At 66.6% G+C, this 23,598-nt stretch carries 23 protein-coding genes and 1 pseudogene; 17 read left to right on the plus strand and 7 right to left on the minus strand.

From position 1 onward, the window contains the following. Window positions 1–84 precede the first annotated feature (84 nt). Window positions 85–1,245 carry an erythromycin esterase family protein gene (locus ON43_RS08415; protein ID WP_040805473.1) on the plus strand — a complete coding sequence of 387 codons (1,161 nt, stop codon included), beginning with the start codon at window positions 85–87 and terminating at the stop codon, window positions 1,243–1,245. On the opposite strand, the gene ON43_RS42275 is transcribed toward ON43_RS08415, so the two are convergent. Then, window positions 1,210–1,839 (minus strand): TetR family transcriptional regulator, encoded by a 630-nt coding sequence (locus ON43_RS42275; protein ID WP_083913237.1) that lies wholly within the window; start codon window positions 1,837–1,839, stop codon window positions 1,210–1,212. The genes ON43_RS08415 and ON43_RS42275 overlap by 36 nt on opposite strands. A 134-nt stretch (window positions 1,840–1,973) precedes the next feature. Here ON43_RS42275 and ON43_RS08425 point away from each other — a divergent pair, with 134 nt between their 5' ends. Beyond that, window positions 1,974–3,113 (plus strand): lipase family protein, encoded by a 1,140-nt coding sequence (locus tag ON43_RS08425; RefSeq protein ID WP_040805476.1) that lies wholly within the window; start codon window positions 1,974–1,976, stop codon window positions 3,111–3,113. A gap of 3 nt (window positions 3,114–3,116) precedes the next feature. On the opposite strand, the gene ON43_RS08430 is transcribed toward ON43_RS08425, so the two are convergent. Then, window positions 3,117–3,899 carry a VOC family protein gene (locus tag ON43_RS08430; protein ID WP_040805477.1) on the minus strand — a complete coding sequence of 261 codons (783 nt, stop codon included), beginning with the start codon at window positions 3,897–3,899 and terminating at the stop codon, window positions 3,117–3,119. A gap of 211 nt (window positions 3,900–4,110) precedes the next feature. On the opposite strand from ON43_RS08430, the gene mdlC reads away from it, so the two are divergent. After that, window positions 4,111–5,703: a benzoylformate decarboxylase gene (mdlC, locus tag ON43_RS08435; RefSeq protein ID WP_040805479.1), complete on the plus strand. Its 1,593-nt coding sequence runs from the start codon at window positions 4,111–4,113 to the stop codon at window positions 5,701–5,703. Here the strand turns inward: mdlC and ON43_RS08440 are convergent, their stop codons facing one another. Continuing rightward, window positions 5,704–6,495 carry an SDR family oxidoreductase gene (locus ON43_RS08440; RefSeq protein WP_040805480.1) on the minus strand — a complete coding sequence of 264 codons (792 nt, stop codon included), beginning with the start codon at window positions 6,493–6,495 and terminating at the stop codon, window positions 5,704–5,706. It abuts the gene before it with no gap. A gap of 282 nt (window positions 6,496–6,777) precedes the next feature. Here ON43_RS08440 and ON43_RS08445 point away from each other — a divergent pair, with 282 nt between their 5' ends. Both ON43_RS08445 and ON43_RS43570 read left to right on the plus strand, forming a co-directional pair. Continuing rightward, entirely contained in the window at window positions 6,778–8,325 is a 1,548-nt protein-coding gene (locus ON43_RS08445; RefSeq protein WP_157513954.1) for a zinc ribbon domain-containing protein, read from the plus strand. A gap of 20 nt (window positions 8,326–8,345) precedes the next feature. Then, window positions 8,346–8,663 (plus strand): annotated as a pseudogene (locus ON43_RS43570) (CocE/NonD family hydrolase C-terminal non-catalytic domain-containing protein); the annotation flags it as partial. A 12-nt stretch (window positions 8,664–8,675) separates the two neighbouring features. Here ON43_RS43570 and ON43_RS08450 read toward each other — a convergent pair. Beyond that, window positions 8,676–10,562, minus strand: coding sequence for an ABC transporter ATP-binding protein (locus ON43_RS08450; protein ID WP_083913239.1), 1,887 nt, complete (start codon window positions 10,560–10,562; stop codon window positions 8,676–8,678). Between ON43_RS08450 and ON43_RS08455 the strand changes: the two genes are divergently transcribed. Then, window positions 10,561–11,028, plus strand: coding sequence for a MarR family winged helix-turn-helix transcriptional regulator (locus tag ON43_RS08455; protein ID WP_040805589.1), 468 nt, complete (start codon window positions 10,561–10,563; stop codon window positions 11,026–11,028). The two genes, ON43_RS08450 and ON43_RS08455, sit on opposite strands and share 2 nt — an antisense overlap. Window positions 11,029–11,318: 290 nt before the next feature. Continuing rightward, on the plus strand, window positions 11,319–12,395 hold the full coding sequence (gene mraY / locus ON43_RS08460) for a phospho-N-acetylmuramoyl-pentapeptide-transferase (RefSeq protein WP_040805483.1): 1,077 nt from the start codon (window positions 11,319–11,321) through the stop codon (window positions 12,393–12,395). 147 nt (window positions 12,396–12,542) lie between these two features. Here the strand turns inward: mraY and ON43_RS08465 are convergent, their stop codons facing one another. Both ON43_RS08465 and ON43_RS08470 read right to left on the minus strand, forming a co-directional pair. After that, window positions 12,543–12,764: a hypothetical protein gene (locus ON43_RS08465; protein WP_040805486.1), complete on the minus strand. Its 222-nt coding sequence runs from the start codon at window positions 12,762–12,764 to the stop codon at window positions 12,543–12,545. A gap of 36 nt (window positions 12,765–12,800) precedes the next feature. Then, window positions 12,801–13,154, minus strand: coding sequence for a DUF4913 domain-containing protein (locus tag ON43_RS08470; protein ID WP_040805487.1), 354 nt, complete (start codon window positions 13,152–13,154; stop codon window positions 12,801–12,803). Window positions 13,155–13,521: 367 nt separating this feature from the next. Between ON43_RS08470 and ON43_RS08475 the strand changes: the two genes are divergently transcribed. From ON43_RS08475 to ON43_RS08490, 4 genes are all read left to right on the plus strand, one after another. After that, window positions 13,522–14,367 carry a class I SAM-dependent methyltransferase gene (locus ON43_RS08475; RefSeq protein WP_040805489.1) on the plus strand — a complete coding sequence of 282 codons (846 nt, stop codon included), beginning with the start codon at window positions 13,522–13,524 and terminating at the stop codon, window positions 14,365–14,367. 166 nt (window positions 14,368–14,533) lie between these two features. Next, a complete protein-coding gene (locus ON43_RS08480) occupies window positions 14,534–15,178 on the plus strand; it encodes a pentapeptide repeat-containing protein (protein ID WP_218003223.1) in 645 nt (214 codons plus the stop codon). A 40-nt stretch (window positions 15,179–15,218) separates the two neighbouring features. Further along, a complete protein-coding gene (locus ON43_RS08485; protein ID WP_040805493.1) occupies window positions 15,219–17,468 on the plus strand; it encodes a molybdopterin-dependent oxidoreductase in 2,250 nt (749 codons plus the stop codon). Then, window positions 17,465–17,965 (plus strand): winged helix-turn-helix transcriptional regulator, encoded by a 501-nt coding sequence (locus ON43_RS08490; protein ID WP_040805495.1) that lies wholly within the window; start codon window positions 17,465–17,467, stop codon window positions 17,963–17,965. Before ON43_RS08485 ends, ON43_RS08490 begins: the two co-directional genes overlap by 4 nt. A gap of 2 nt (window positions 17,966–17,967) precedes the next feature. Here the strand turns inward: ON43_RS08490 and ON43_RS08495 are convergent, their stop codons facing one another. After that, entirely contained in the window at window positions 17,968–18,513 is a 546-nt protein-coding gene (locus ON43_RS08495; protein WP_040805497.1) for a YaeQ family protein, read from the minus strand. 42 nt (window positions 18,514–18,555) lie between these two features. Here ON43_RS08495 and ON43_RS08500 point away from each other — a divergent pair, with 42 nt between their 5' ends. From ON43_RS08500 to thpD, 6 genes are all read left to right on the plus strand, one after another. After that, the gene (locus ON43_RS08500; protein ID WP_083913240.1) at window positions 18,556–19,248 is read left to right on the plus strand and encodes a L,D-transpeptidase family protein; all 693 of its coding nucleotides are present in this window, start codon (window positions 18,556–18,558) and stop codon (window positions 19,246–19,248) included. 185 nt (window positions 19,249–19,433) lie between these two features. Next, the gene (locus tag ON43_RS08505) at window positions 19,434–20,159 is read left to right on the plus strand and encodes a response regulator transcription factor (RefSeq protein ID WP_040805499.1); all 726 of its coding nucleotides are present in this window, start codon (window positions 19,434–19,436) and stop codon (window positions 20,157–20,159) included. A gap of 106 nt (window positions 20,160–20,265) precedes the next feature. Beyond that, entirely contained in the window at window positions 20,266–20,802 is a 537-nt protein-coding gene (ectA, locus tag ON43_RS08510) for a diaminobutyrate acetyltransferase (protein WP_051178166.1), read from the plus strand. Continuing rightward, window positions 20,799–22,070, plus strand: a complete 1,272-nt coding sequence (gene ectB, locus ON43_RS08515; protein WP_040805595.1) for a diaminobutyrate--2-oxoglutarate transaminase — start codon at window positions 20,799–20,801, stop codon at window positions 22,068–22,070. Before ectA ends, ectB begins: the two co-directional genes overlap by 4 nt. 1 nt (window position 22,071) lies before the next feature. Then, the gene (locus ON43_RS08520; RefSeq protein ID WP_040805501.1) at window positions 22,072–22,461 is read left to right on the plus strand and encodes an ectoine synthase; all 390 of its coding nucleotides are present in this window, start codon (window positions 22,072–22,074) and stop codon (window positions 22,459–22,461) included. Window positions 22,462–22,473: 12 nt separating this feature from the next. Continuing rightward, a complete protein-coding gene (thpD, locus tag ON43_RS08525) occupies window positions 22,474–23,400 on the plus strand; it encodes an ectoine hydroxylase (protein ID WP_051178152.1) in 927 nt (308 codons plus the stop codon). Window positions 23,401–23,598 lie beyond the last annotated feature (198 nt).

The raw sequence follows: 23,598 nt of genomic DNA on the forward strand, positions 1-23,598 counted from the left end.
ACTTTACCCGGCCTACAACACCTGTTTAATGGACGGATCTTTGACCAAGTATCAACCGACGTTTCAACGATACGATTCATATACATGACTCAGGACATTCGAGACTTCGTACCCGCCTCATGTGAACTGCTCGGACTCGGTGAGCCCACCCACCGCGAACCCGCCTTCGGTTGGATCCGCAACGAACTCCTGCCCCCACTGGTCGAGCACGGCTTCCGCTCCATCGCCCTGGAGATCGACCGCGTGGCCGCCATGACCGTGAACGACTACGTCCTGGGCGACCCAGGCGTGCTGGAAGACGTGGTGCGAGAAGGCTTCTCACACGAATGGGGCGAACTCGAATTCAATCGCCGCCTGGTGCAATGGCTCCGCGACCACAACAACACCCACCTGCCCGCGGACCGCGTCACCTTCCACGGCTTCGACGCCCCGACCGAGAACTACAGCGCCCCAAGCCCACGCACCTACCTCGAATACGCCCGCGACTACCTGGGTCTCGACCTCGATGTGGCGGGCCTCGCCGGCGACGATCACCGCTGGAGCCGCCAGGAATCGGTCCTGGATCCGGCCATGTCCCCGGGCGCGACCCCCGAGGCGAAGCAACTGCGCGCCCTCGGCGAGGACATGCTGTTCGCGCTCTACCGCCGCGCCCCCGAACTGGTCGCCGCCACCTCCCGCGCCGAATGGTTCCGCGCCGAAACACATCTCACCGGCGGTCTCGCACTGCTGCGCTACCACGCCCAATGCGCCGAACCGCTCCCGCAGCACGAGCGCCTGACCCCGCTCATCCTCGCCCGCGACACCATCATGGCCCAGAACCTGCTGGCCATCCGCCGCCTCGAGGCCGATCGCGGACCGACCCTGGTCTTCTCCCACAACCTGCACCTGCAGCCGGGCCGGACCAGCATGCCCGTGGCGGATCAGGACCACAGCTGGTCCAACGCGGGCGCGATCATCGACGCGCTGGGCGTCATCGACTACACCTTCATCGCCGGAAGTCTCGGCCGCAGTGCGTCTTTCGAGCTCGAGGCGCCTGAGTCGGACACCTACGAAGGTCTGTTGGACGCCCACACCGCCACCTGGGGCTTCAGTCCCGCCGCCCCCATCACCGCCGGACGCCAGCGCGCGGATGTCATGCCGCACGGCCATTTCCCGCTGACCCTCGACCTGCTCGCCCGCGCGGACGCGGTGCTGCACATCGGCGACGGATCAGCGTGCCGCCGGGATTTCGAGCCCGTGCTGTAGCGCCGCGACAGTACTGTCCAGAATCTCGTAGAGGTGGCGCACCGACGGATCCGGTTGTGCCACCCAATGATCGAGCCCCACCCCGAATGCCGAAAAGCAGGTGGTGGCCGCGAGTTTCGCCCGCAGGTCGTCCTCGGGCAGTCCGGCCCGCAGCGCGAAGTTGCGGGCCAGGGCGTCGCGGCGGCCGAAGGTGCCGGTGAAATTCTCCTGGCGCAGTTGCGGATTGGTGATCAGCACCAGGCGGGCGCGCCGCGCCGTGTCCGCCTGGCGGCGGCGCAGCTCGGCCTGGCTGTCGTCGAGCAGGAAATCACGCAGCGCCGCGCGCAGCGCGACGAAGACCGCCTCCTGCGGCGGGCGGCGGTCCAGCGCGGCCAGCAGATGCGCCATGACGTCCTCCTCATGGCTGAAGACCACGGCCGTCTTGGAGGGGAAATGCCGGTGGAAGGTGCGGCGGGAGACGTGGGCGGCGTCGGCGATCTCCTGCACGGTGGTCTGCTCGAAGCCGCGGCGCTCGAACAGCACCAGCGCGGCGTCGATCAATTCGCGCCGCACCCTGGCCTTCTCGCGTTCGCGCAACCCGGTCGGTGCCGTCATTCCGCCCTTTCCTCGTCGTGTCGCCCACCCCTGGTGTCTCAATGTGACACTTCACAGGATAGTCTGGCCAAAGTGTCTCACTGTGACACCAAGACAGTGGCATCGAACTGGCATGGATACGAGAGGACTCTCCGATGACGCGACGCACCGTGATCACCATGATCTCGGCGGCACTGCTGGCCACCGGTCCGCTGGCCGCCACCGCCGTGGCCGACCCGCCCGCCAGCTCCGAGGGCGCGACCCCGGGCACCGTCATCGGCAACGAGGCCCTGCCGCAGAACTTCTGGCTCGACGGCGCGGGCTCGGCCCGCAAGCTCACCTACTGGACCCGCGACTCCGCCGATCAGCCCGCACTGTCCACCGGCGTCGTGTTCATCCCGGCCGGGACCCCGCCGCCCGGCGGCTGGCCGGTGCTGTCGTGGGAGCACGGCACCGTCGGCATCGGCGACGACTGCGCGCCCTCGGTCGCGGGCCGCTCCGACCGCGACATGGGCTTCCTCGCCACCTGGCTGAAGCAGGGCTACGCCATCGTCGCCACCGACTACATCGGCCTGGGCACCCCCGGAACGCACGCCTACCTCGACGGCCGCGCCGAGGCCCACGCCGCCATCGACATGGTTCGCGCGGCGCACGCCGTCGACGACTCGCTTGCCCAGAAGTGGGTGGCCATCGGCCAGTCCCAGGGCGGCGGTGCAACGGTTTTCACCGCCTCGCTCGCGACTCGCTATGCGCCCGAACTGGATTACCGCGGCGCGGTGGCCACCGGCCCGGCCTCCAATATCGTCGAGGCCGCGACCCTGATCGGCCCGAACACCCCGGCCGTCGGCTCTTCGCACATCACCGCCTACGCCACCTATGTGTTCAACGGGCTGAAAGCGGCGCGCCCCGACTTCGATCTGGACAGCTACCTCACCCCGCTCGGCAAACAGCTGGTGACCGCCGGGCAGACCCTCTGCTTCAGCCCGATGGCCGAACGCGCCGAGGGCATTTCGCTCAACCAGCTGGTGTCCCGACCGCTGTCGGAGGGCGATTTCGTGCCCGTCGCGCACTCGGTCATGGATGTGCCGCTCACCGGCTACGACCGGCCGCTGTTCATCGGCCAGGGCACCAACGACACCGATGTCCCCGCGCCGCTGACCGCCAAGCTGGTGGCCGATATGGCCGCCGCCGGAACCCATCCCGAGGTGCACGTGTACCCGGGGAAGGATCACAGCGGCGCCATGCTCGCCTCGCTGGCGGACAGCGTGCCGTTCGTGGCCCGACTATTCGCCTGACACTCAGCCGATGGTGACCGTGGTGTCGATCAATCCGAAGATCTCGCCCTGCGGTCCCGACACGATGCCCATGCGGCCGAAGGGGCTGTCGTCCGGACCCATGAGGACGGTCGCGCCGAGCTCCTTCGCCTGCTCCAGCGCGGCGTCGGTGCCCGCGACCTGGAACCAGGTCAGCCAGTAGTTGGCATCGCCGCCGGGCCGGCCCGTGGTGTCGGCCATGCCGCCCATGGGCCGGCCCTGCGGGTCGTTGAAGGTGGAGTAGATCATCTGCTCGTTGCCGATCTCGTCGTACGACCAGCCGAAGACCTGCTTGTAGAACTCCTGCGACGGCACGTATCCGTTGGTGTGCAGGTCGTTCCAGCAGTACGCGCCCGGCTCGTTGTAGATGCCCGCGCCGGTGTGCGCCTTGGCTTCCCACACGCCGAACACCGCGCCCGCCGGATCCGCGGCGATGAACATGCGGCCGACATCCATGACGTCGAAGGGCGGCATGAACACCGCGCCGCCCGCCGCCTGCACCGCGCCCGCGACGGCGTCGGCATTGTCGGCGGCGAAGTAGGTGGTCCACACCGAGGGCATGGCCACCTCACCCATCTTGGGTCCGATGCCCGCGGCGGGTCGGCCGTCGAGCATGGCGATCATGTAGCCGCCCGCTTCGGGCGGGCTGTCGAGGACGTCCCAGCCCAGCAGCCGGGAGTAGAAGCCCCGCGCGGCGGCGGGATCGTCGACCGAGCAGTCGACCCAACACGGAGTTCCTTGCGGCCAGGGCTTGTCGGTTGTCGGCATGAATCCTCCCGGGAACGGTCGGTGCGGCCTGTCGGACGGGCAGGCACATGGTCAGCTAACCACTCTTCCGGGCAATCCGGACTTGTAATACCGACTGGTCGTAAATTGATATCGAACTTTCTGTAGGGTGCCCGAAGCTCCGTTCGAACTGCTGTCTTTGCCCGAATCGTCTTTCCGTCGATCGATGTCCAGCCGGCACGAGGGAGTCGAAATGTCCACGGTGCGGGAAGCCGCCTACGCGGTCCTACGGTCTTTCGGGGCGACCACCGTCGTCGCCAATCCGGGATCCAACGAACTGCCGTTCCTGGATCGCATGCCCGAGGATTTCCGGTTCATCCTCGCGTTGCAGGAGGGCTCGGTCATCTCCATTGCCGACGGGTACGCGCAGGCCTCGGGGAAACCGGTCGTGGTCTCGGTGCATTCGGCCGCGGGGTTGGCCACCGGCATGGGTGCGCTCACCAATGCCTATGACAATGGCGCGCCGCTGATCATCCTGGCGGGACAGCAGTTTCGGGCCTTGATCACCGAGGAGGCCATCGTCACCAATCGCGATGCAACCGTGCTGCCGCGGCCGCTGGTGAAGTGGAGTTTCGAGGCGCCCAGCGCGCAATCGGTTCCGGCGGTGCTGGCCCGCGCCGCGGCCTGCGCGTTGACCGCGCCGACCGGGCCGGTGTGCGTGTCGATTCCTCTCGATGACTGGCGGCGCGAATCGGATTCCGACACCGACGGTTACGCGGCGACCCGGCGCATTTCCGGGAATCCGCAAGTGCCGCAGGCGGATATCGATAGGGTCGCTCAGCGTTTGGAGAACGCGGCGAACCCGGTGCTGGTGCTCGGGCCCGATGTCGACAAGTACGGTGGCTGGGAGGCGGCCGTCGCGTTGGCCGGAAAGCTGCGCATGGAAGTGTATTTGGGCAGCGGCGAGTATTCGCGCATGCCGTTTCCCACCGATCACCGCTGCTTCCGGGGTGCGCTCGGGGCGACGGTCGCGCAGGTGCGTGACCAGCTCGCTCCCTATGACGTGGTGGCCTGGATCGGTGGTGCGCTGCTGCCGTATCACGGCTGGTCTCCCGGTCCGTATCTATCGGGTGATCCCGAGGTCATCCACATCACCGCCGATCCGGCCCAGGCCGCGCGGGCGCCGCTGGGCTGGTCGATCGTCGGGGATCCGGCGGCCGCGTTGTGGCAGCTCGCCGAGGCGGTGGCCACCTCGGCCCGGCCCATGCCCGCGGCCCGTCCGGCCCCTGAACCCGCGCCTGCCGGTGGCCACTTCACCGAGCATCAGCTCTGGGATGTCCTCGCCGAAACCCGGCCCGCCGGAGCGCAATTCGTGTGGGATGCGCCGTCGATGATCGGCTGGTGGAATCGCGTGCCGATCACCGAGCCGCGCACCTACTACGCGCCGGGCGCGGCCACCGTGGGCTTCGGTCTGCCCGCCGCCGTCGGGGTGAGCCTGGCTCGTCCGGCTGGTCCGACCGTCGCGATCCTCGGCGACGGTGCCAGCAACTACACCATCGCCGGGCTGTGGACCGCGGCCCGCCACGGTTGCGACGTCACCTTCGTCATCCTGCGCAACGGCACCTATCAGGTGCTCGAGGACTATGCCGTCATGCTCGACGCGCAGCTTCCCGACATCACCTTGCAGGGCATCGACTTCGTCTCCCTCGCAACGGGTTACGGCGTTGCGGCCGAGCGCGTCTCCACGCCCGACGAGGCCGCGACGGCCTTGCGCCGGGCCTTCGCGACGCCGGGACCGCATCTGATCGAGGTCAATGTCAGCGCCCAGTCCAGCGGGATGTACTGATCAGGCGCGGTGCGGGTACGCGCCGCCGTCGACGACGATGCGCTGGCCGGTGAGGTATCCGGCGGCGGGGGAGGCCAGGAAGGCCACCACGTCGGCGATCTCCTCCGGGCGGCAGACGTGGCCGAAGGGGGAGCTGTCGTCGAGATCGGCCGCGTGCTTCAGGGTGCCGCCACTGAGCGCGGCGGTCAGGCGATCGCCCATATCGGAGCTGACCAGGCCGGGGGCCACGATATTGACGTGAATCCCGTTGGCGGACTCCTCCTTCGCCAGCGTGTGCGCCAGGGCTTCGAGTGCGGCCTTGGCCATGTTGTAGGGAGCGCCGTTCGCGCCCAGGGCGTGCGCCGCGACACTGCTGATCATGATGATGTCCCCGCGCGGGCACTTGCGCATCTCCGGCAGCACGAGCCCGGTCAGATAGTGCGGCCCGATGGCCTGAATTCGCAGCAGCCGTTCGACTTCCGCGGAATCGGTGTCGGCGACCGCGCGCCCTCGGCTGGCGATGCCGCCATTGTGCACCAGGATGCTGATCGGCCCGAGCTCGGCCGTGACTCGCTCGACCATGGCCGCCACCGCCGCGGCGTCATCGACCGGCCCATGCACGGCCAATGCCGTGGCCCCGGCCGAATTCAATTCCGCCACGGTCTCGTTCGCCGGTTCCTCGTGCCGCGCCCAGTTCACCGCCACCGCCGCCCCGCGCGCGGCCAACTCCCGGCTGATGGCCCGCCCGATCCCGCGCCCACCACCCGTCACCAGTGCGACCCGCCCCGCCAAATCACCTGCTGCTGCATTCATCCGGTCAACATATGACACCCGGACATCATTGCGATCGGGAGTGGCGGCCATTACAGTCCGACCGTTGGGTACGCAGCGGTTCCTTGCATCGGGGTCGTGCCGATCGCAAGCTGATCCAGTCCGGCTACCACGGGTAGTGGCCAATGTGCGTGCGGCACCCGTTCTCCGAGGGCGTGTGGCAAGTCTTTGTGAATAGTCGTGGTTCTTCTGGAAACGGATAGTTTTCTTTCCATAGGGTTGGTGATCGTTGTTTGTCGGTGGGTTGCTGTATGAACAGCGGTTGTGAGTCGCGCATCTGCCCCTGGGATGGTGTGCCGGTCCTACCGGCTGCCCTCGCTGGCGAACGCGGACAAGCTCGTGCAGGTCGCTGCGATGCTGCCGGTGTGGCAGGCCGGGCTCGGGCGCGCGCAATCCGCGGTACGGCGGCAACTGTTCACCACCGGCGTGCTGCCACGCTGGATCGACACCAAGGGCTGGAACGACGGCCTGTCGCAACGACAGTGGGACTCGATCTCCCAGCAGGCCCTGGCCGCGCACCGGTCATGGCTGGGAAACTGCGAACGCGTATTCCGCGAGTTCGTCACCGGATCGTCGCTGCCCGAAGCGCTCAAGCGAGACCTGTTGTCTGTGAACAAGGCCCACGCTTGGTACCTGCCCGGCGGATCAGCAGGTGAGCCGGTGCAGATTTCGCGCACGCGTGTGGTCGATTCGGAGGTGCTCGTGTTGGCGCGGGCGCTGATGCGTCGTGTCCGGTCCCGGGTCGGGGCACCGGATCTGCGGCGAGTGCGCACGATGGTGATGGACGGCAAGATCGCCGTCGTCGAAACCCCGAAACACGCTGGCACAGCCGACTATTGGGTCAGGATCTCCACCCTGACCAAGAACAAGCCCGTGTGGATACCGCTGCGCACCCAAGCCGCGTTCCTGACGCGTCTGGCCCGCCCGGGTGCGGTGGTGGCCAACCACTGCCAGGTCGTGGTCACTCCGCGCGGTGAGGTCGAGTTCCGGCTCGTCGTAAAGACCGCGAGGGCTACACCAGCCCGCGAACGCACGCGTGATCTCGGCCTGGATTGGGGCATGAGCAACTTGTTCGCGACCAGCGACGGCATCCTGCACGGTCGCGGGTTCCTGGATCTGTTGCGCGCCTACGACACTCGCCTGCAACCGTTGGTGGCTGCGCTGAACCGCCAGCACATCCGGTTGCGTGCCTCCCGCCGCTACCGCGCCCTGGTCCAGGATATTCGCGGGTTCGTCACCAACGAGGTCAATCGTTGCCTCAACCGAATCCTGCACCCGGACAAGGGCGCTGCCGCCGACATCGCCCGCGTCATCGTGGAACGCCTGGACTTCCGGGGCCTGGCACAGGCGGGAAAACTGTCCAAACGCCTGCGGCGCCTGCTCTCGGTCGCCGGCCGCGCCGCGGTCACCGCCAAGCTCGCGGCCTTGCGCGACGATTTCGGTATCGAGGTCGTCGATGTTCCTGCCGCGTATTCCAGTCAGGAGTGCGGCAGCTGCGGTTACACCGCCAGAAACAACCGCCGAACCCAAGCCTCGTTCCGGTGCCGGTTCTGCGGGCGGACCGTCCACGCCGATATCGGCGGAGCCCGAACACTGCTGAGACGTTCTCACGCGGCTGACTCCATCCGGTATCGGAACCGTGGGCAAATCCTGAACGCCCTCGACGAACGGTTCCGGTCCCGCTGGGGCCTGTCCTTCGCCGAGGTCGCTCAGCGACAGCGTCACCGGGCGGCACGAGTCACGCCCACCGCCGATCCTCCAGACACCACCGGAGGACGGCACAAAGGCAACGAATTACCATCCGTTGCCTGACTCTACGGCGGCTGGCACGACACTGGTCGGCCACGCTCAACGATGTCGGCCCCGACGGGAAATCGACGGTGCTGACCTCCGGCCAGCTGACCGCCTCGCTGCGAAAGGTGGACGAGGACAAGGCGACTCGGTCACCGAACGGCGACTACACCGACCCGTACCCGGTCCTGACCTTGGCCGACCGCCAGCCGCTCGTGCCCGGGCAGCCCACCACGATCGATCTGGGCCTGACCGCTACCGACGCCGTACTGCAGCCGGGCCACCGCCTGCGCATCGGCGTCTTCGCCTTCAACTTCCCGCGTGGCCTGCCGCTGCGACCGCTGTTGAACGAAAGTCAGCGTTGTCGCGGTTCAGGATTCGAGCACGACATCCGCCGCGCCCACCACATCCTCCGGACCGACGACCTCGTCGAAGGCGTCGCGGGCCAGCAGGTCGGCGTAGAAGCCGTTGCGCTCCACCAGTTCCCGGTGGGTGCCGCGTTCCATGACCCGGCCGTGGTCGAGCACCACGATCTGGTCGGCGTCGCGAATCGTGGACAGCCGGTGGGCGATCGTGATGGTGGTGCGATTCGCCGACAGCGTGTCGATGGCCGCCTGCACCTCCCGCTCGGTCTTGGTGTCCAGCGCGCTGGTCGCCTCATCGAGGACCATGATCGGCGGATTGCGCAGGATGGCCCGCGCCACCGCCAGGCGCTGCTTCTCGCCGCCGGAGAACCGGTAGCCGCGCTCGCCGACCAGGGTGTCGTAGCCGTCGGGCAGGCTCATGATGTGATCGTGGATCTGCGCGGCGCGGGCCGCGGCCTGCAATTCCTCCTCTGTCGCATCGGGTTTCGCGAAACGCAGATTGTCGGCGATGGACGAGTGGAACAGATAGGTCTCCTGCGAGACGACACCCACGGCCGAGGACAGGTCCGCGAAGGACAGGTCCCGCACATCGACGCCGTCGACCGTCACGCGACCCGACGTCACGTCGTACAGCCGTGCCACCAGATAGCCGAGAGTCGTCTTCCCCGAACCGGTTTCGCCGACGATCGCCAGGCTGGTCCCGGCGGGAACCTCGATGTCGATATTGCTCAACACCTCTCGATCGGCGTCATAGGCGAACCCGACCTTCTCGAACCGCACCGCTCCCGACACCTTCTCGGGTAGGGGAGTGGGTCGCTTCGGCTCCTCGATATCCGGTCGCAGATCCAGGTATTCGAAGATCCGCCCGAACAACGCGAGTGAACTCTGGATGTCCACGCCGGTGGAAAGCAGCATGACCGCGGGCCGCAGCAGTCCGGCCTGCAAGGTCGTGAACGCGACCAGTGTGCCGATCGACACCATCGGATGCCCCTGCGCCACAGTCATTCCCGCCGCCCAGTAGATCACCGCAGGCATGGCCGCCATGACGATGGAGATCGTCGACTGCCGCCACCTCCCCGCCATGCTGGACCTGATCTCCAGATCCACCAGCCCCCGCGATTCCCGCGTGAAATCGTCCACCAACGCCGGCGACCGCCCCATGGTGCGCGACAACAGGATTCCGCTGACCGACAGTGACTCCTCCACGATCGCCGACATCCCCGCCAGCTTCCGCTGCCGCTCCCCGGTGATCTTGCGCCGCTCGGACCCGACCTTCCGGCTGATCCACACGAACAACGGCAACATCACCAGCGACACCAACGTCAGCCGCCAATCCAGCGCGGCCATGGCGATCACCGCCGCCACCACGGATGTGAAGTTCGAAACCAGCGAGGTGAGCGTCGACGTCACCGTCGACTGCATCCCCCCGATGTCATTCGCGATCCGCGACTGCACCTCCCCGGTACGAGTCGTAGTGAAAAAACTCAACGGCATCGACTGCAGCCGCGCATACACAGCCGACCGCAGATCGTGCATCACGTTCTGCCCGACCGCCGTCGAAATATAGGTCTGCAACACGCCGAACACACTGTTCAACGCGGCCACCGCGATCATGCCCGCGGCCAGCAGGGTCAGCAGCCCGGTCCGCCCGTGCGGCAGAGCGTCATCAATGACACCGCGCAACAGAAACGGCGAAGCCAACCCCGCCAGCGAGGACAACCCCACCAGTGCCCCCACCAGGGCCAACCGCCCCCGATAGGGCTGAAAGAGCCGGACGATCCGGCCAAGTTCCGTCTGTGAAGCCACAAGCGCCTCCTTCCAAAGGGAGTCAAGCGCTATAACTGAGTCTGGCTCATAATTGTTCCGAGGACAATGAGCTATGCTCCAAATCATGCCGAACAGCCCGACGGACAACCCTCGTTCGATCCCCGACGACGACCTCGCCGACCTGTTCCTACGCACAACCAAGCGCATGCGCCGCACCCAATCCGCGCGACTATCGCCACTGGGTCTCACCCCCGCCCAGGCCCGCGCGCTGCGCATCATCGGCCGCGCCGCCGAACACGCCGACGAACCACTACGCATGTCCGCCCTCGCGGAACACCTCGGCATCGTCCCCCGCTCGGCCACCACCGTGGTCGACGCCCTCGTCTCGGCGGGTCTGGTTGCCCGCGAACAAGACCCAACCAACCGCCGCGCCACCCTCGTCACCCCCACCGAGGCCGGACGGGCGGCACTCACCCGCATGTTCGACGCCCGCCGCGAAGCAGCCGAAGAAATCTTCGCAGCCCTAACCCCCGCCCAACGCCACACCCTCCGCGACCTACTCGCCACCCTCGCCGCCGATTCCCCGCACTGACGCCATCAGCCGCCGGTCGCGCTGACCGAACGGGCCACTGAGGACGCTACTGCCGCCACGGGGGTGGTCCGGCCGGTACGGCATCCACCGTGGAAGACGCCATCATGTCGATGACAATCGCGACGCATTCGTGGCTACGACATGTGAGCAACCGTCAGGTCCATGAGTTCGTACAGCAGGTGTATCTGAGCGGCCGCACGCCAACCTCCTACGCCTCGCTAACATTCATGACGTTTGTGCCATGTCGGGTTGGCTGGGTTGCGCGGCTCAGTAGCGGATCGGGGGGGCGGATGAGACAGATCCTGTTTGCGGTGGCGATTGCGTTGACGGTATCGATCACCTTGACGCCGTTGCTGATTCGCTTGTTCAGCCGCGCGAAGATGGGCCAGGAGATCCGCGCGGAAGGTCCCGCGAGTCACCAGGCGAAACGTGGCACACCCACCATGGGCGGTATCGCCATCGTTGCCGGTATGTGGGCCGGATATCTGGGTTCGCATCTGATCGGGCTGCGCTACGACGCACCGGGTGTGACGGCATCGGGATTGCTGGTGCTCGGATTGGCCACGGCGATGGGACTGGTCGGGTTCCTCGACGACTTCATCAAGCTCTACAAGCGGCGAAACCTCGGTCTCACCGCGAAGGGCAAATATGTCGGCCAGTTCGGTGCCGCAATCGTTTTCGGCATTCTCGCCCTGCGGTTCCCCGACAGCACCGGGCTGACCCCGGCCAGCCGGCACATCTCGATCATGCGTGACCTGAACTGGCTGTCGCTCGTGCCAGTGCTGTTCGTGCTGTGGGCGTGTTTCCTGGTGGTCGCTTGGTCGAACGCCGTGAACATCACCGACGGACTCGACGGCTTGGCCGCAGGATCCATGGCCCTGACCCTGGGCGCCTACGTACTGATCACGTTCTGGCAATACCTCAACGCCTGCACCACTCGCCCAGGCGCAGGCTGCTACACCGTGCGCGACCCGCTGGACCTGGCACTCATCTGCGCCGCGACCGCAGCGGCATGCGTGGGCTTCCTATGGTGGAATGCCGCACCAGCGAAAATCTTCATGGGCGACACCGGATCTCTCGCCCTGGGCGGACTACTCGCCGGCCTGTCGATCACCACCCGCACCGAACTACTGATGGTGGTCATCGGCGCCTTGTTCTGCGCCGAGATCCTCTCGGTGCTGTTGCAGATAGTGGTATTCCGCAGAACCGGTCGACGACTGTTCCGAATCGCCCCGCTACACCACCACTTCGAACTCAGCAGCTGGCCCGAAACCACCGTCTCCATCCGCTTCTGGCTCCTCGCCGGACTGTCCGCCGCCGCCGGACTGATGCTGTTCTACGGCGAACACCTCTCCGCCACCGGCTAATCCTGAAACGCACTCATCTGCCGCGGAGCGCGCCAACTGGACCGGTCAGCGCGGGTTGGCCGAAAATTCGCACAAACACCTCGGAATCGGCGATTTTCGACCAATTCCCCTGGAAAGTGCGAGATCTGGCCAACTCTGAGCGCCTCCTTATCCGGCGTCGCCCAACCAGTCTGCGGGCACGCGCTCGTACAGTTCCACTGGAATTCCCATGACGCGCTCGCGGCCGAAAGCTGCGTACACATCGCCGTATCGAGTAGGGATGATCAGATTGGCGAACTGGTCGAGTTCGGTGTCGCACCAACGTTGAAGCAACGCGAAGAACTGCCTGATTTCAGTGTCGGTCATCTGCGCGCCGAAAGTGTCTGCCATGCACCGAGGCTAGATGCAGCGCGCAACAGTTCAGCGCTATTTGTAGAGACCCGGCGGCGTCGCGATCAGCTGAAGCGGCGGCATTTCGTCGGAGTGTCCGGATGCGGTGGAGCAGAACTGGAAGGGGCCGTCGGGGTCGAACAGGATGCTCATATGCGGATCGGCGTGGTCGAGAAACCACACGCTCAAACCCGTTCTGCTGTCGATCCGATAATGCTCCCACGTCCGCCACATAGCATCCAGTCGCGCGACCGCCTCAGCGTGCTTCCACCACTGTGGACACCACACTCGACGGCCCTTCCCGACTTCTCGCCGGTACAGAAGACTGAGATAGTTCTCCACGAATTCGACGACAGATCCGTACACCGACGGCGAGTTGCTTGGGTCCACAGAACACTGAACATACTCGGCCGCAAGAGGTTCGGCGCGCTTGGACCAGACCGACTGCCGATACCAGCCCGAACGGCTACCCTCAACGTCCCGTGCCAGCGCGACCCGGGCGGTCGGAAGGGGCTGTCCTGGACAAGAAATCGCAGTTCATCCGGTGAGCGGTGGACTCCGGCAAGCACTACATCAATCCCGGGACGCGATCAGCGATGCTGGCGTGCATGGCCGTTGGAGGATCCCGAGGGTGAGGGAACGTGGCGGCCGGGCGATCTGGCTGTGGCCGTCAGGGCGATACAGGCGCATCCTGTGAAGTGCGCGGCGTTGGTGGGTGTTGTCGGCATGCTGGACTCTGACTGGCGAGGAGGGGCGTATGGAGAGTGCGGCTAGTAGGACGGCGATGTTTGCGGCGGTGTCGCGGGGGTTGTATCGGTTGGAGACGGCGGGGCCGTGGGTGTTGGATGATGTGCTGGCGTTGGTGTTTGTTGGGCCGGTTTGGCAGGAGTTGCGGGAGCGGTTTGATCCGTTGTTTCCTGATCCGATTCGTCGTGAGGCTCGGGCGGCTGTTTGTACCCGCAGTCGGTACGCCGAGGATCGGCTGGTTGCTGGTGGGTTCACGCAGTATGTGATTCTTGGGGCGGGGCTTGACTCGTTCGCGTGGCGGCGGCCGGATCTGCTCGGGGCGTTGACGGTGTTCGAGGTGGATCACCCTGCTTCTCAGGCATGGAAGCTGGAGCGGGTCGGGGAGCTCGGGTTGCCGCTGAGTGGCTCGCAGGTGTTCGTGCCGGTGGATTTCGAGGTGGGATCGGTTCGGGATGCGTTGGGACCGGCCGGGTTCGACTGGGCGCGGCCGACGTTGTTCTGCTGGACGGGGGTCGCCCCGTATCTGACGGCACCGGCGATCGAGTCGACGTTGCGCACGATCGCGGGGGCTGCTCCCGGGTCCGAGGTGGTGTTCTCCTACCTGGCCGAGGACGCCGCGCTCGATGACGCGGGGATCGAATACGCCCGCATCTATACACCGATCGCGGCTGCTGTCGGCGAGCCCCTTCAGCCCGGCTGGTCGGTGTCGGAGATCGAGAGGCTGATCAGCCGTTGCGGGCTGAAGGTCGTGGACCATCCCACACGTGCGGACCTCGAGCAGCGGTACTTCGCGGGCCGTACCGATGGTTTGCGGCCCTATACCTTCGAGACCCTGGTTACCGCGCGGGTCATCTGAGCGGGCACGGCGATTCCGGTCCGCTACGCCGCGCTGACCTGCGGGCTATACCATTTCGCCGCGGCGGCAGGAGCGGGTCGGGGCGGGGTTGGGTGTCGTGGGGGAGGCGTACGGTCGGGGGCGGTTCGCTGAGTTGATCTTTTCCTCGAAACGGATGGGAAGCGGTATGCCTCGGGAGTTGGCCGATCTGTCGTTCGCGCGTTTTCTGGAGGTGCGCGACACGCTGGGGGATGAGGGCACGTACGACTGCGCCCATTTCGATGGCCTCGCCCTCGAGGATCCGCAGGTGCGCGGGGTGACGTTCAGCGAATGCGCGGTGACCGACGGTACGGTGACCGGCGGCATGTTCCGGTATTCGCGATTCACCGACGTCTGGCTGCGGGGCACGCGGTGGATTCGCACCGATCTGTCCGAAACCAATTGGATGGACACGGAATTCGTGATGGCGGCGCTGTCCGGGGTGGAGGCGTTCGGGTCGACGCTGCGCCGGGTGAGCTTCCACAACTGCAAGTTCGATTCGGTGAACCTGCGGGGCGCGACGCTGATCGATGTGTCGTTCGTGGACTGTGTGCTGCGCGATGTCGACATCATGGACGCCAAGCTCACCGGGGTGACGTTTCCGGGCTCGGAGATCAACGGCCTCATGCTGCGCAATGCCAAGTTGAAGAACGTCGATCTGCGCGAGGCCCGCTCGATCGGGATCGCGAGCGGCGTCGAGTCGCTGTCCGGCGCGACGGTCACCAATATGCAGCTGCTCGAACTCGCCCCCGTCTTCGCCCAGGCCTTCGGAATCGTGGTCAAAGACCGCTAGTGGGTAGCGCAAGTGAACTGACAGGGGTTACGCTCCTCACATGACGGAGTGGAAGCCCACGGCCTGCATCCTGTGCGAGTGCAATTGCGGCATTCAGGTGCTGCTCGGGCCGGACGGCCGGTCCTTCGAGAAGATCCGCGGCGACAAGCTGCACCCGGCCTCGGAGGGCTACACCTGCAACAAGGCCCTGCAGCTGGACCGCTACCAGAACGGCCACACCGGTCGGCTGACCTCCCCGCTGCGGCGGCGCGCGGACGGCAGCTTCGAGGAAATCGATTGGGACACCGCGATTTCCGAGGTCTCGGCCCGCCTGCTGGAGGTCAAGCACCACTTCGGCGGCGAGTCGATCTTCTACTACGGCGGTGGCGGCCAGGGCAATCATCTGGGCGGCGCGTACGCCCCCGCGACCATGGCCGCCTACGGCATCAAATACCGCTCCAGCGCCCTGGCGCAGGAGAAGACCGGCGACTTCTGGGTCGGCGCCCGCATGGCCGGCCACCCCATGCGCGCCGATGTCGAGCACGCCGAGGTGGCGTTCTTCATCGGCAAGAATCCGTATCAGTCCCACGGCTTTCCGCGCGCCCGCACGGTCCTGAAGGAGATTGCCAAGGACCCGGCCCGCTCGATGATCGTGCTCGACCCGGTCCGCACCGAGACCGCCGAACTGGCCGACTTCCACCTGCAGCTGCGCCCCGGCACGGACGTCTACCTGCTCTCGGCCATGGCTGCGATCCTGGTGCGCGACAACCTGATCGACCACGAGTGGCTGGCCGAACACACCACCGGCCTCGACGAGGTGCTCCCGGTCCTGCGCGCGGTCCCCATCGAAAAGTACTGCGCCATCGCCGATGTCGACCTCGACCTGGTCACCGCCGCCACCCACCGCCTGGCCGCCGCCAATTCCGTCGCCGCCCTCGAGGACCTTGGCGTCCAGATGAACCGCTATTCGACGGTCGTCAGTTACGTCGAGAAGCTGGTCTGGATCCTCACCGGCAATGTCGGAAAGCCCGGCACTCAGTACGCTTTCACCGGCCTGAGCAATCTCGGCCACGACCGCGGCCACCCGGCTGGCGAGGGCCCCAAGAGCCCGGTGGTCGGCGCGCACATCGTGAGCGGACTGGTCCCCTGCAATGTGATCAGCGAGGAAATCCTCACCGACCACCCCGCCCGCTACCGCGCCATGTTCATCGAGAGCGCGAATCCCGCCCACTCCCTGGCGGATTCGGCCCGCATGCGCGAGGCGCTGGAAGCCTTGGAACTGGTGGTCGTCATCGACGTGGCCATGACCGAGACCGCGCGCCTGGCCGATTACGTCCTGCCCGCGCCCACCCAGTTCGAGAAGTACGAAGCCACCTTCTTCAACTTCGACTTCCCCCGCAACATCTTCCACCTCCGCCACCCCGTGCTCCCCGCCCCCGACGGTGTGCTGCCCGAGCCGGAAATCCACGCCCGCCTGGCCGAGGCCGCCGGTGTCGTCGGCGAATCCGACTACGCGCCCCTGCGCGCCGCCCTGGCTCAGGGCCGCGAGGCCTTCGCCATGGCCTTCCTCGGCATTCTCGGCGACCCGGCCCGCTCGAAACTGGCACCCGTGCTGCTCTACCGCACCCTCGGTGAGACCCTGCCCGACGGCGCCGCCTCGGCCGCCCTGCTGTGGGCCGCGGCCTACAACATGGTCCGCAGGTTCCCCGCCAGTGTCGAACGCGCCGGGTACGGAACAGGTTTGGAAGCGGGGGAGCGCCTGTTCGAAGCGATCCTCGCGGGCAAGCACGGCATCGTCATCTCCGAGGACGACTACGCTGAAACCTGGAATCGCGTGCGCGGCAACGTACTCCGCCTGGAGATACCGGAACTCCTCGAGGTGGTCGCCACCCTGCCGGACGCCCCCGAGGACACCGCCGACTGGCCCTTCATCCTCTCCGCGGGCGAGCGCCGCGCCTTCACCGCCAACACCATCTTCCGAGATCCGGCCTGGCGCAAGCGCGGTGGCGCCGGCACCCTCCGCCTCAGCACCGCCGACGCCGACCGCCTGGGCCTGACCGAGGGTGACCTGGTCCGGATCACCACCCGCCGCGGCACCGCCCAGGTCCCCGTCGAACCGACCGACCGCATGCGCCCCGGCCACCTGTCCCTCCCCAACGGCTTCGGCCTGACGGTCGCGGACCCCGACGGCACCCCCGTCACCACCGGCGCGGCCCCGAACGAGCTGACCTCCTTCGACGACCGCGACGAATGGGTCGGCACCCCCTGGCACAAGTACGTCCCCGCCCGCCTCGATACCGTGACCGCATGAAACGAACGAGTTTCGCGAACTGGCCGTGCACGGTCGCCCGCACGGTGGACCTGCTGGGCGACTGGTGGACTCCGCTGATCCTGCGCGAAGCTTTCTACGGCGCAAAGCGTTTCGACGATTTCGAGTCCACGTTGGGCCTGAGCCGCAATATCCTCACCCAGCGACTGACCCGGCTGGTCGAGACCGGCCTGCTGACCAAGGTGCCCTACCAGGAGCGCCCGGTCCGCTACGAATACCTGCTCACCGATCAGGGCCGCGATTTCTTCCCGGTCATCGCGGCCATGATGGCGTGGGGCGACCGCTATCTGGCCCCCGAGTCGGGCGAGCCGGTCGTGTTGCACCACACCACCTGCGACCACGACACCCACGCCGAGGTCGTCTGCTCCCACTGCCGGGAACCGTTGCACCACAAGGACATCTCGGCGCGACTCGGCCCCGGCTTCCCGCCGAAGCTCCGCGACAAGGCCCTGGCCACCGGCCGTTTCGGCGATCAGTAAAGCTAGCCGTCGAGCCGGTGTTCCTCGACCGGCGTCGACAACGACGTGCCATTGAGCTCGAGATACAGATGCCGATCGGTGACCGAGATCGTGAGACTGTTCCGCCGATCGAACAGCGCCGCGGCCTCATCGATGAACGCCCGATCGAAGGCATACACCGGGATGTCCTCGGCCCGATGGATCTTCTTGGCGGGCAGCGCCGCCAGCACCTTCGCCACATCACGATGGGTGTAAACGGCGACCCGATCGGCCAGTTTGCTGGCCCGGTGGATGCGGTCCGCATCGGGCGCGCCCACATCGATCCAGGTGGTGAGCCGACCGGTCAGGTCGCGCACCAGCACCGGCGGTTCGTCCGTAGACGAGACGCCACCGTCGCTGAAGGTGATCCCCTCCTCATACTCCAGGCAGTACGCCAGCAGCCGCGTGAGCATGTATTCCGCGGTCTCGGAGGGATGCCGAGCGACCCGTAGCTCGAGTTCTTCGTAGACATTGCGATCCACATCCGCCAGATGGACGCTGACGGTGTAGACGGTCGAGTTGAGGGCCATAAGACAGAAACCCTATCGGTGTGCGGCAGACTGGCAGCCATCATGTCTGCCCGCCGCCCGGTAGCCACCGTCCTGGCCAGCATCGTCCTGGTCGTCGCGGTCGGCTGCGCCCGCGACCGCTCACAACCCGACGCTCAGCCGACCTACGACGGCCCGGCCCAGCAGCTCATCACGGTGGTCTCGGATTCCCCGACCGCGACAACCGCGACCTTGACCGCGTGGGACCGCTCCGGCACACGCTGGATCCGGGCCATCGGCCCGCTCCGCGCCGACGTCGGAGCCCAGGGCATCGGCCACACCAGCGAGACCCAAACCCGTTCCCCGGCCGGAACCTGGTCGCTCACAGAGGCGTTCGGCATCGCCGCCACCAACAGCACCAGGCTCCCGTACCGCCGCGTGACGGACTCGGATTGGTGGGTCTCCGACCCGAAGTCCAAGGACTACAACACCTTCCAGACCTGCACCCCCGGCACCTGCCCCTTCGACGAATCCGCCGGCGAGGACCTGGGCCTGGCGGGCGCGGCCTACGACCACGCCGTGGTCATCGACTACAACCGCACCCCGGTCGTCCCCGGCGCGGGCTCCGCCTACTTCCTCCATGTGGGCGACGGCAACCCCACAGCAGGCTGCGTCGCAGTCCCGGCAAAGGATTTGGACCGCATAATGCGCTGGCTCGATCCCGCACGCGGTCCGGTTATCGATATCGCCGTCGAAAATCGCCCCGCGACCAGCTGATTCCCATCGAAACCCATTGTGCCACTTCTCACAATGTCGCAATTGCGCCCACCCACCCGTAATTAGCCGATGTTTCGCTGAACTAAGGTTCGGGTATTCGACCTAGTCGAATGCGATCACCGCACCGCCGGTGATTGTCCGCTGAACGCGTCGGGGCGTTCTCCGGACGAAAGGATGAAGGACATATGGGCGCAAGCCTGATGATCGTGGGGGACGACACCGGCGTCACCGGCTCCTTGCGGACGGCAATGGAGCAGGAGGGCTACGACGTCGACGAGGCAGGCACCGCCGAGGTGGCATTGGAGCGTCTGCGCGGCTATGGCGCGCCCGATGTGATGATCGTGGACCTGCTGGTGGGTGAGATGGACGCCTTCACCTGTATTCGTGAGGTCCGTCGCGCCCATGAGGTGCCGATCATGGTGGTCAGCGTCAGTCAGGACACCCACGACGTGGTCGCGGCCCTGGAAGCCGGGGCCGACGAGTTCGTCACCAAGCCCTTCGAGGTCAAGGAGATCAGCGCCCGCATCCGCGCGCTGCGCCGCCGTCCCCGCCTGGGCGCGCTGCCCGAGGACCCGGTGGCCGAACCCCCGGCCGAGATCGTGCTGGAGTCCGACGACGAAGCGCCGCTGGTGCTTTCGCCCGACGGCGGCGTGGTCCGCCGCGGCGATGATCCGCTGCCGCTGACCATTACCGAATTCCGGCTGCTGTGCGAATTGGCGGCCAATCCCGGCCGCGTGCTCAGCCGCACCCTGCTGCTCGAACGGGCCTGGGACGAAGGCTTCTTCGGCGATGAACGCCTCGTCGACGTCCACGTCCGAAGATTGCGCACGAAGATCGAGTCCGATCCCTCCGACCCGCGCATCGTGGTGACGGTCCGCGGCCTCGGATATCGCCTCGACATGCCGAAATAACGGTATTCCCACGCGGCGTCCAGGAATCGCGGTCATCGGATCGTCATGAGATCGCAATGAGTTCGCATGGAAGACCTCAAAGATTGAACGTCAGGCTGAGGTGGTCATGCAGATCCCAATCAGCAAATTTGACGCGATATCCCAGCAAACCATCGAGATCCGGGAGCCCGTGCTCGCCGACGGCGCGCAGCTGTGGCGCATTGCCGAGGACTCCCGGGTGCTCGACACCAACTCCAGCTACGCCTACCTGCTGTGGTGTCGGGACTTCTCGGAAACCTCCATGGTCGCCGAAATCGACGGTGAGGTAGCCGGTTTCGTCATCGGCTACGCCCGCCCCGCCCGGCCGAACACCCTGTTCGTCTGGCAGGTGGCCGTCGATCATCCCCATCGCGGGCACGGCCTGGGCGTGGACATGCTCGATGTCCTGGTGGAAGCCTGTGCGGCCCAGGGCATCACGCAACTCGAGACCACGATCTCACCCGACAATCCGGCCTCGGTCGCCATGTTCGCGTCGCTGGCGCGCCGCCGCGGCGCGGCCCTGACCCGCACCCCGCTGTTCTCGGCCGACCAGTTTCCCACCGGGCATCAGCCCGAGGATCTCTACCGCATCGCACCGCTCACCCCTCAGGAGGAATGGCGATGACAACCCCCGATATGACGGTTTTCGCAGAACTCGAGTCGAATGTGCGCGGCTACTGCCGCTCATGGCCGACCGTGTTCGATACCGCCTCCGGCGCATGGTTGCGCGATGAGACCGGCCGGGACTATCTGGATTTCTTCGCCGGTGCGGGCGCGCTCAACTACGGGCACAACAATCCCGTGCTCAAGCAGGCGCTGCTGGACTACATCGCCGGCGACGGCATCACCCACGGCCTGGACATGTCCACCGTCGCCAAGCGCGAACTGCTGGAGTCGTTGCGCGAGCGCATCTTCCGGCCGCGCGGCCTGGACTACAAGGTGCAGTTCCCCGGACCCACCGGCGCGAATGCCGTCGAGGCGGCGCTGAAGCTGGCCCGCAAGGCCACCGGCCGCACCGAAATCCTCAACTTCACCAACGCTTTCCACGGCATGACGCTGGGCGCGCTGTCGGTCACCGGCAATGCCGCCAAGCGGGCGGGCGCGGGTGTGCCGCTGCAGCACGCCACCTCGATGCCCTACGACGGCTATCTGTCCGGCCCCGACGATGATTCGTTCGAATGGATGGAGCGCGTCCTCGACGATGCCTCCTCGGGCCTGGACCAGCCCGCCGCCGTGATCGTGGAAACCGTGCAGGGCGAGGGCGGCGTCAACCTCGCCAGCGTGCAATGGCTGCGCAAGCTGGCCGGATTGTGCTCGGCGCGGGAGATTCTGCTCATCGTCGACGACGTGCAGATGGGCTGCGGCCGCACCGGCCCGTTCTTCTCCTTCGAAATGGCCGGCATCACACCGGATATCGTGACCCTGTCCAAGTCCATCGGCGGCTACGGCCTGCCCATGGCGCTGGTGCTGTTCAAGCCGGAACTGGACCTGTGGAAGCCGGGCGAGCACAACGGCACCTTCCGCGGCAACAACCCGGCCTTCGTGACCGCCACCGCGGCGCTGGAAAACTATTGGGCCGACGCCGGTCTGGAGAGCGCCACCCGGGCCAAGGGCGAGCGCATCGAGACCGCCCTGGCGGGCCTGGTCGCCTCCTTCGGCGGGCTCAGCACCCGTGGGCGCGGTCTCGTGCACGGTGTGGTGTTCGACGACGCCTCGCAGGCGGAGAAGGTGTGCGCGGCCGCCTTCCAGCGCGGGCTGCTGGTGGAGACCTCCGGTCCGGAGGACGAGGTGGTGAAACTGCTTCCGCCGCTGACGATCACCGACAGCGAGCTCGACCACGGCCTGGAACTGCTTGCCGCCTCGGTGGATTCGGTGATCGGCGGTGGGCGCTGACATGATCGTGCGCACCACCGACGAGATCACCGGCACCGAACGCGATGTCGCGGGCCCGGGCTGGCGCAGCAAGCGCATCGTGCTGGGCGGCGACGGGGTCGGATTCTCCTTCCACGAGACCACCATCGACGCCGAGACCGTCCATGAATTCCACTACCAGAACCACATCGAGGCCGTCTGGCTCGTCGAGGGCGACGGCACCCTGGTCGATCTCGATCAGGGCGTCACCTACGAGCTCGGCCCCGGCTCGATGTATCTGCTCAACGGCCACGAACGGCACCGGCTGTTCGCTCGCACCCGGATGCGCATGCTGTGCGTGTTCAATCCGCCGGTGACCGGGCGCGAGGTGCACGACGAGCACGGGGTCTATCCGCTCGTCGCCGTCGACTAGGAGGATTTGCCAATGACGCTGTCCGACAATGCGCGGGCCCTGTCCGACACCGCGCGGGCGCTGTCCGACAATGCGCGCATCGATCGCTACCGGACCCGGACGGTGGCCGGAACACCGCCGCTCGACCGCGACGACCCGACGGTCTGGGGCGAGATCGGCACCCCGGCGCTCGCCGACTTCGACGACAACGGGTACGCCATCATCGACGGGCTGCTCGACCCGTACGAGGTCGGCGATGTCGCCACCGAGATCCAAAGGCTGACAAGCGATCCCGAACTGCTGCTGGACGAGCGCGTGATCATCGAGCGCGCGTCCAACCGGGTGCGCTCGATATTCGACGTGCACCGGTTCAGCACGCTGATCGGAGAACTGGTGCGCGAGAGCCGAATCGCGGGCTTGGCGCGTCAGGTGCTGGGTTCGGAGGTGTACCTGCATCAGACCCGCGTCAACTACATGCCGGGCTTCACCGGCACCGGCTTCTACTGGCACTCCGACTTCGAGACGTGGCACGCCGAGGACGGCATGCCCGCCCCGCGCGCGGTGAGCCTGTCGATCGCGCTGACCGACAACTTCCCGTTCAACGGCAGCCTCATGGTGATGCCGGGCTCGCATCGCACCTTCGTGCCGTGTCAGGGCGAGACGCCGCCGGACCATTACCGCGATTCGCTGCGTGAGCAGGAGGTCGGCGTGCCGTCACAGCAGGCCATCACGGATCTGGCGGGCAAGCACGGCATCACCCAGTTCACCGGCCGGGCCGGGTCGGCGCTGCTGTTCGATTCCAACCTCATGCACGGCTCGTCCGGGAACATCACCCCGTTCCCGCGTTCGAATCTGTTCCTGGTGTTCAACAGCGTCGAGAACACGCTGCTGGACCCCTACGCCGCGCCGCATCCGCGGCCGGAGTACCTGGCCAACCGGGACTTCACGCCGCTGGTGTGATCGCGGGCTTGTTTCGTATGCCGATGTCGTTCCACGTGGGTGCGATCACAGAATTCGCCGGATGATGGCTCTGAGCTGGTCATCATCCGGTCGGTGATCGACCCCGTGGAACGTAATCGGTGCATTGTGATTGCGGAACGTTACATTTCCGCTCTACGTTCGGAAGCGTGACGAACGCCCGGCGTCCGGCCGGCGACA

This window comes from Nocardia concava NBRC 100430 (assembly GCF_000308815.1).
In the GTDB taxonomy this organism is placed as follows: Bacteria; Actinomycetota; Actinomycetes; order Mycobacteriales; family Mycobacteriaceae; genus Nocardia; species Nocardia concava.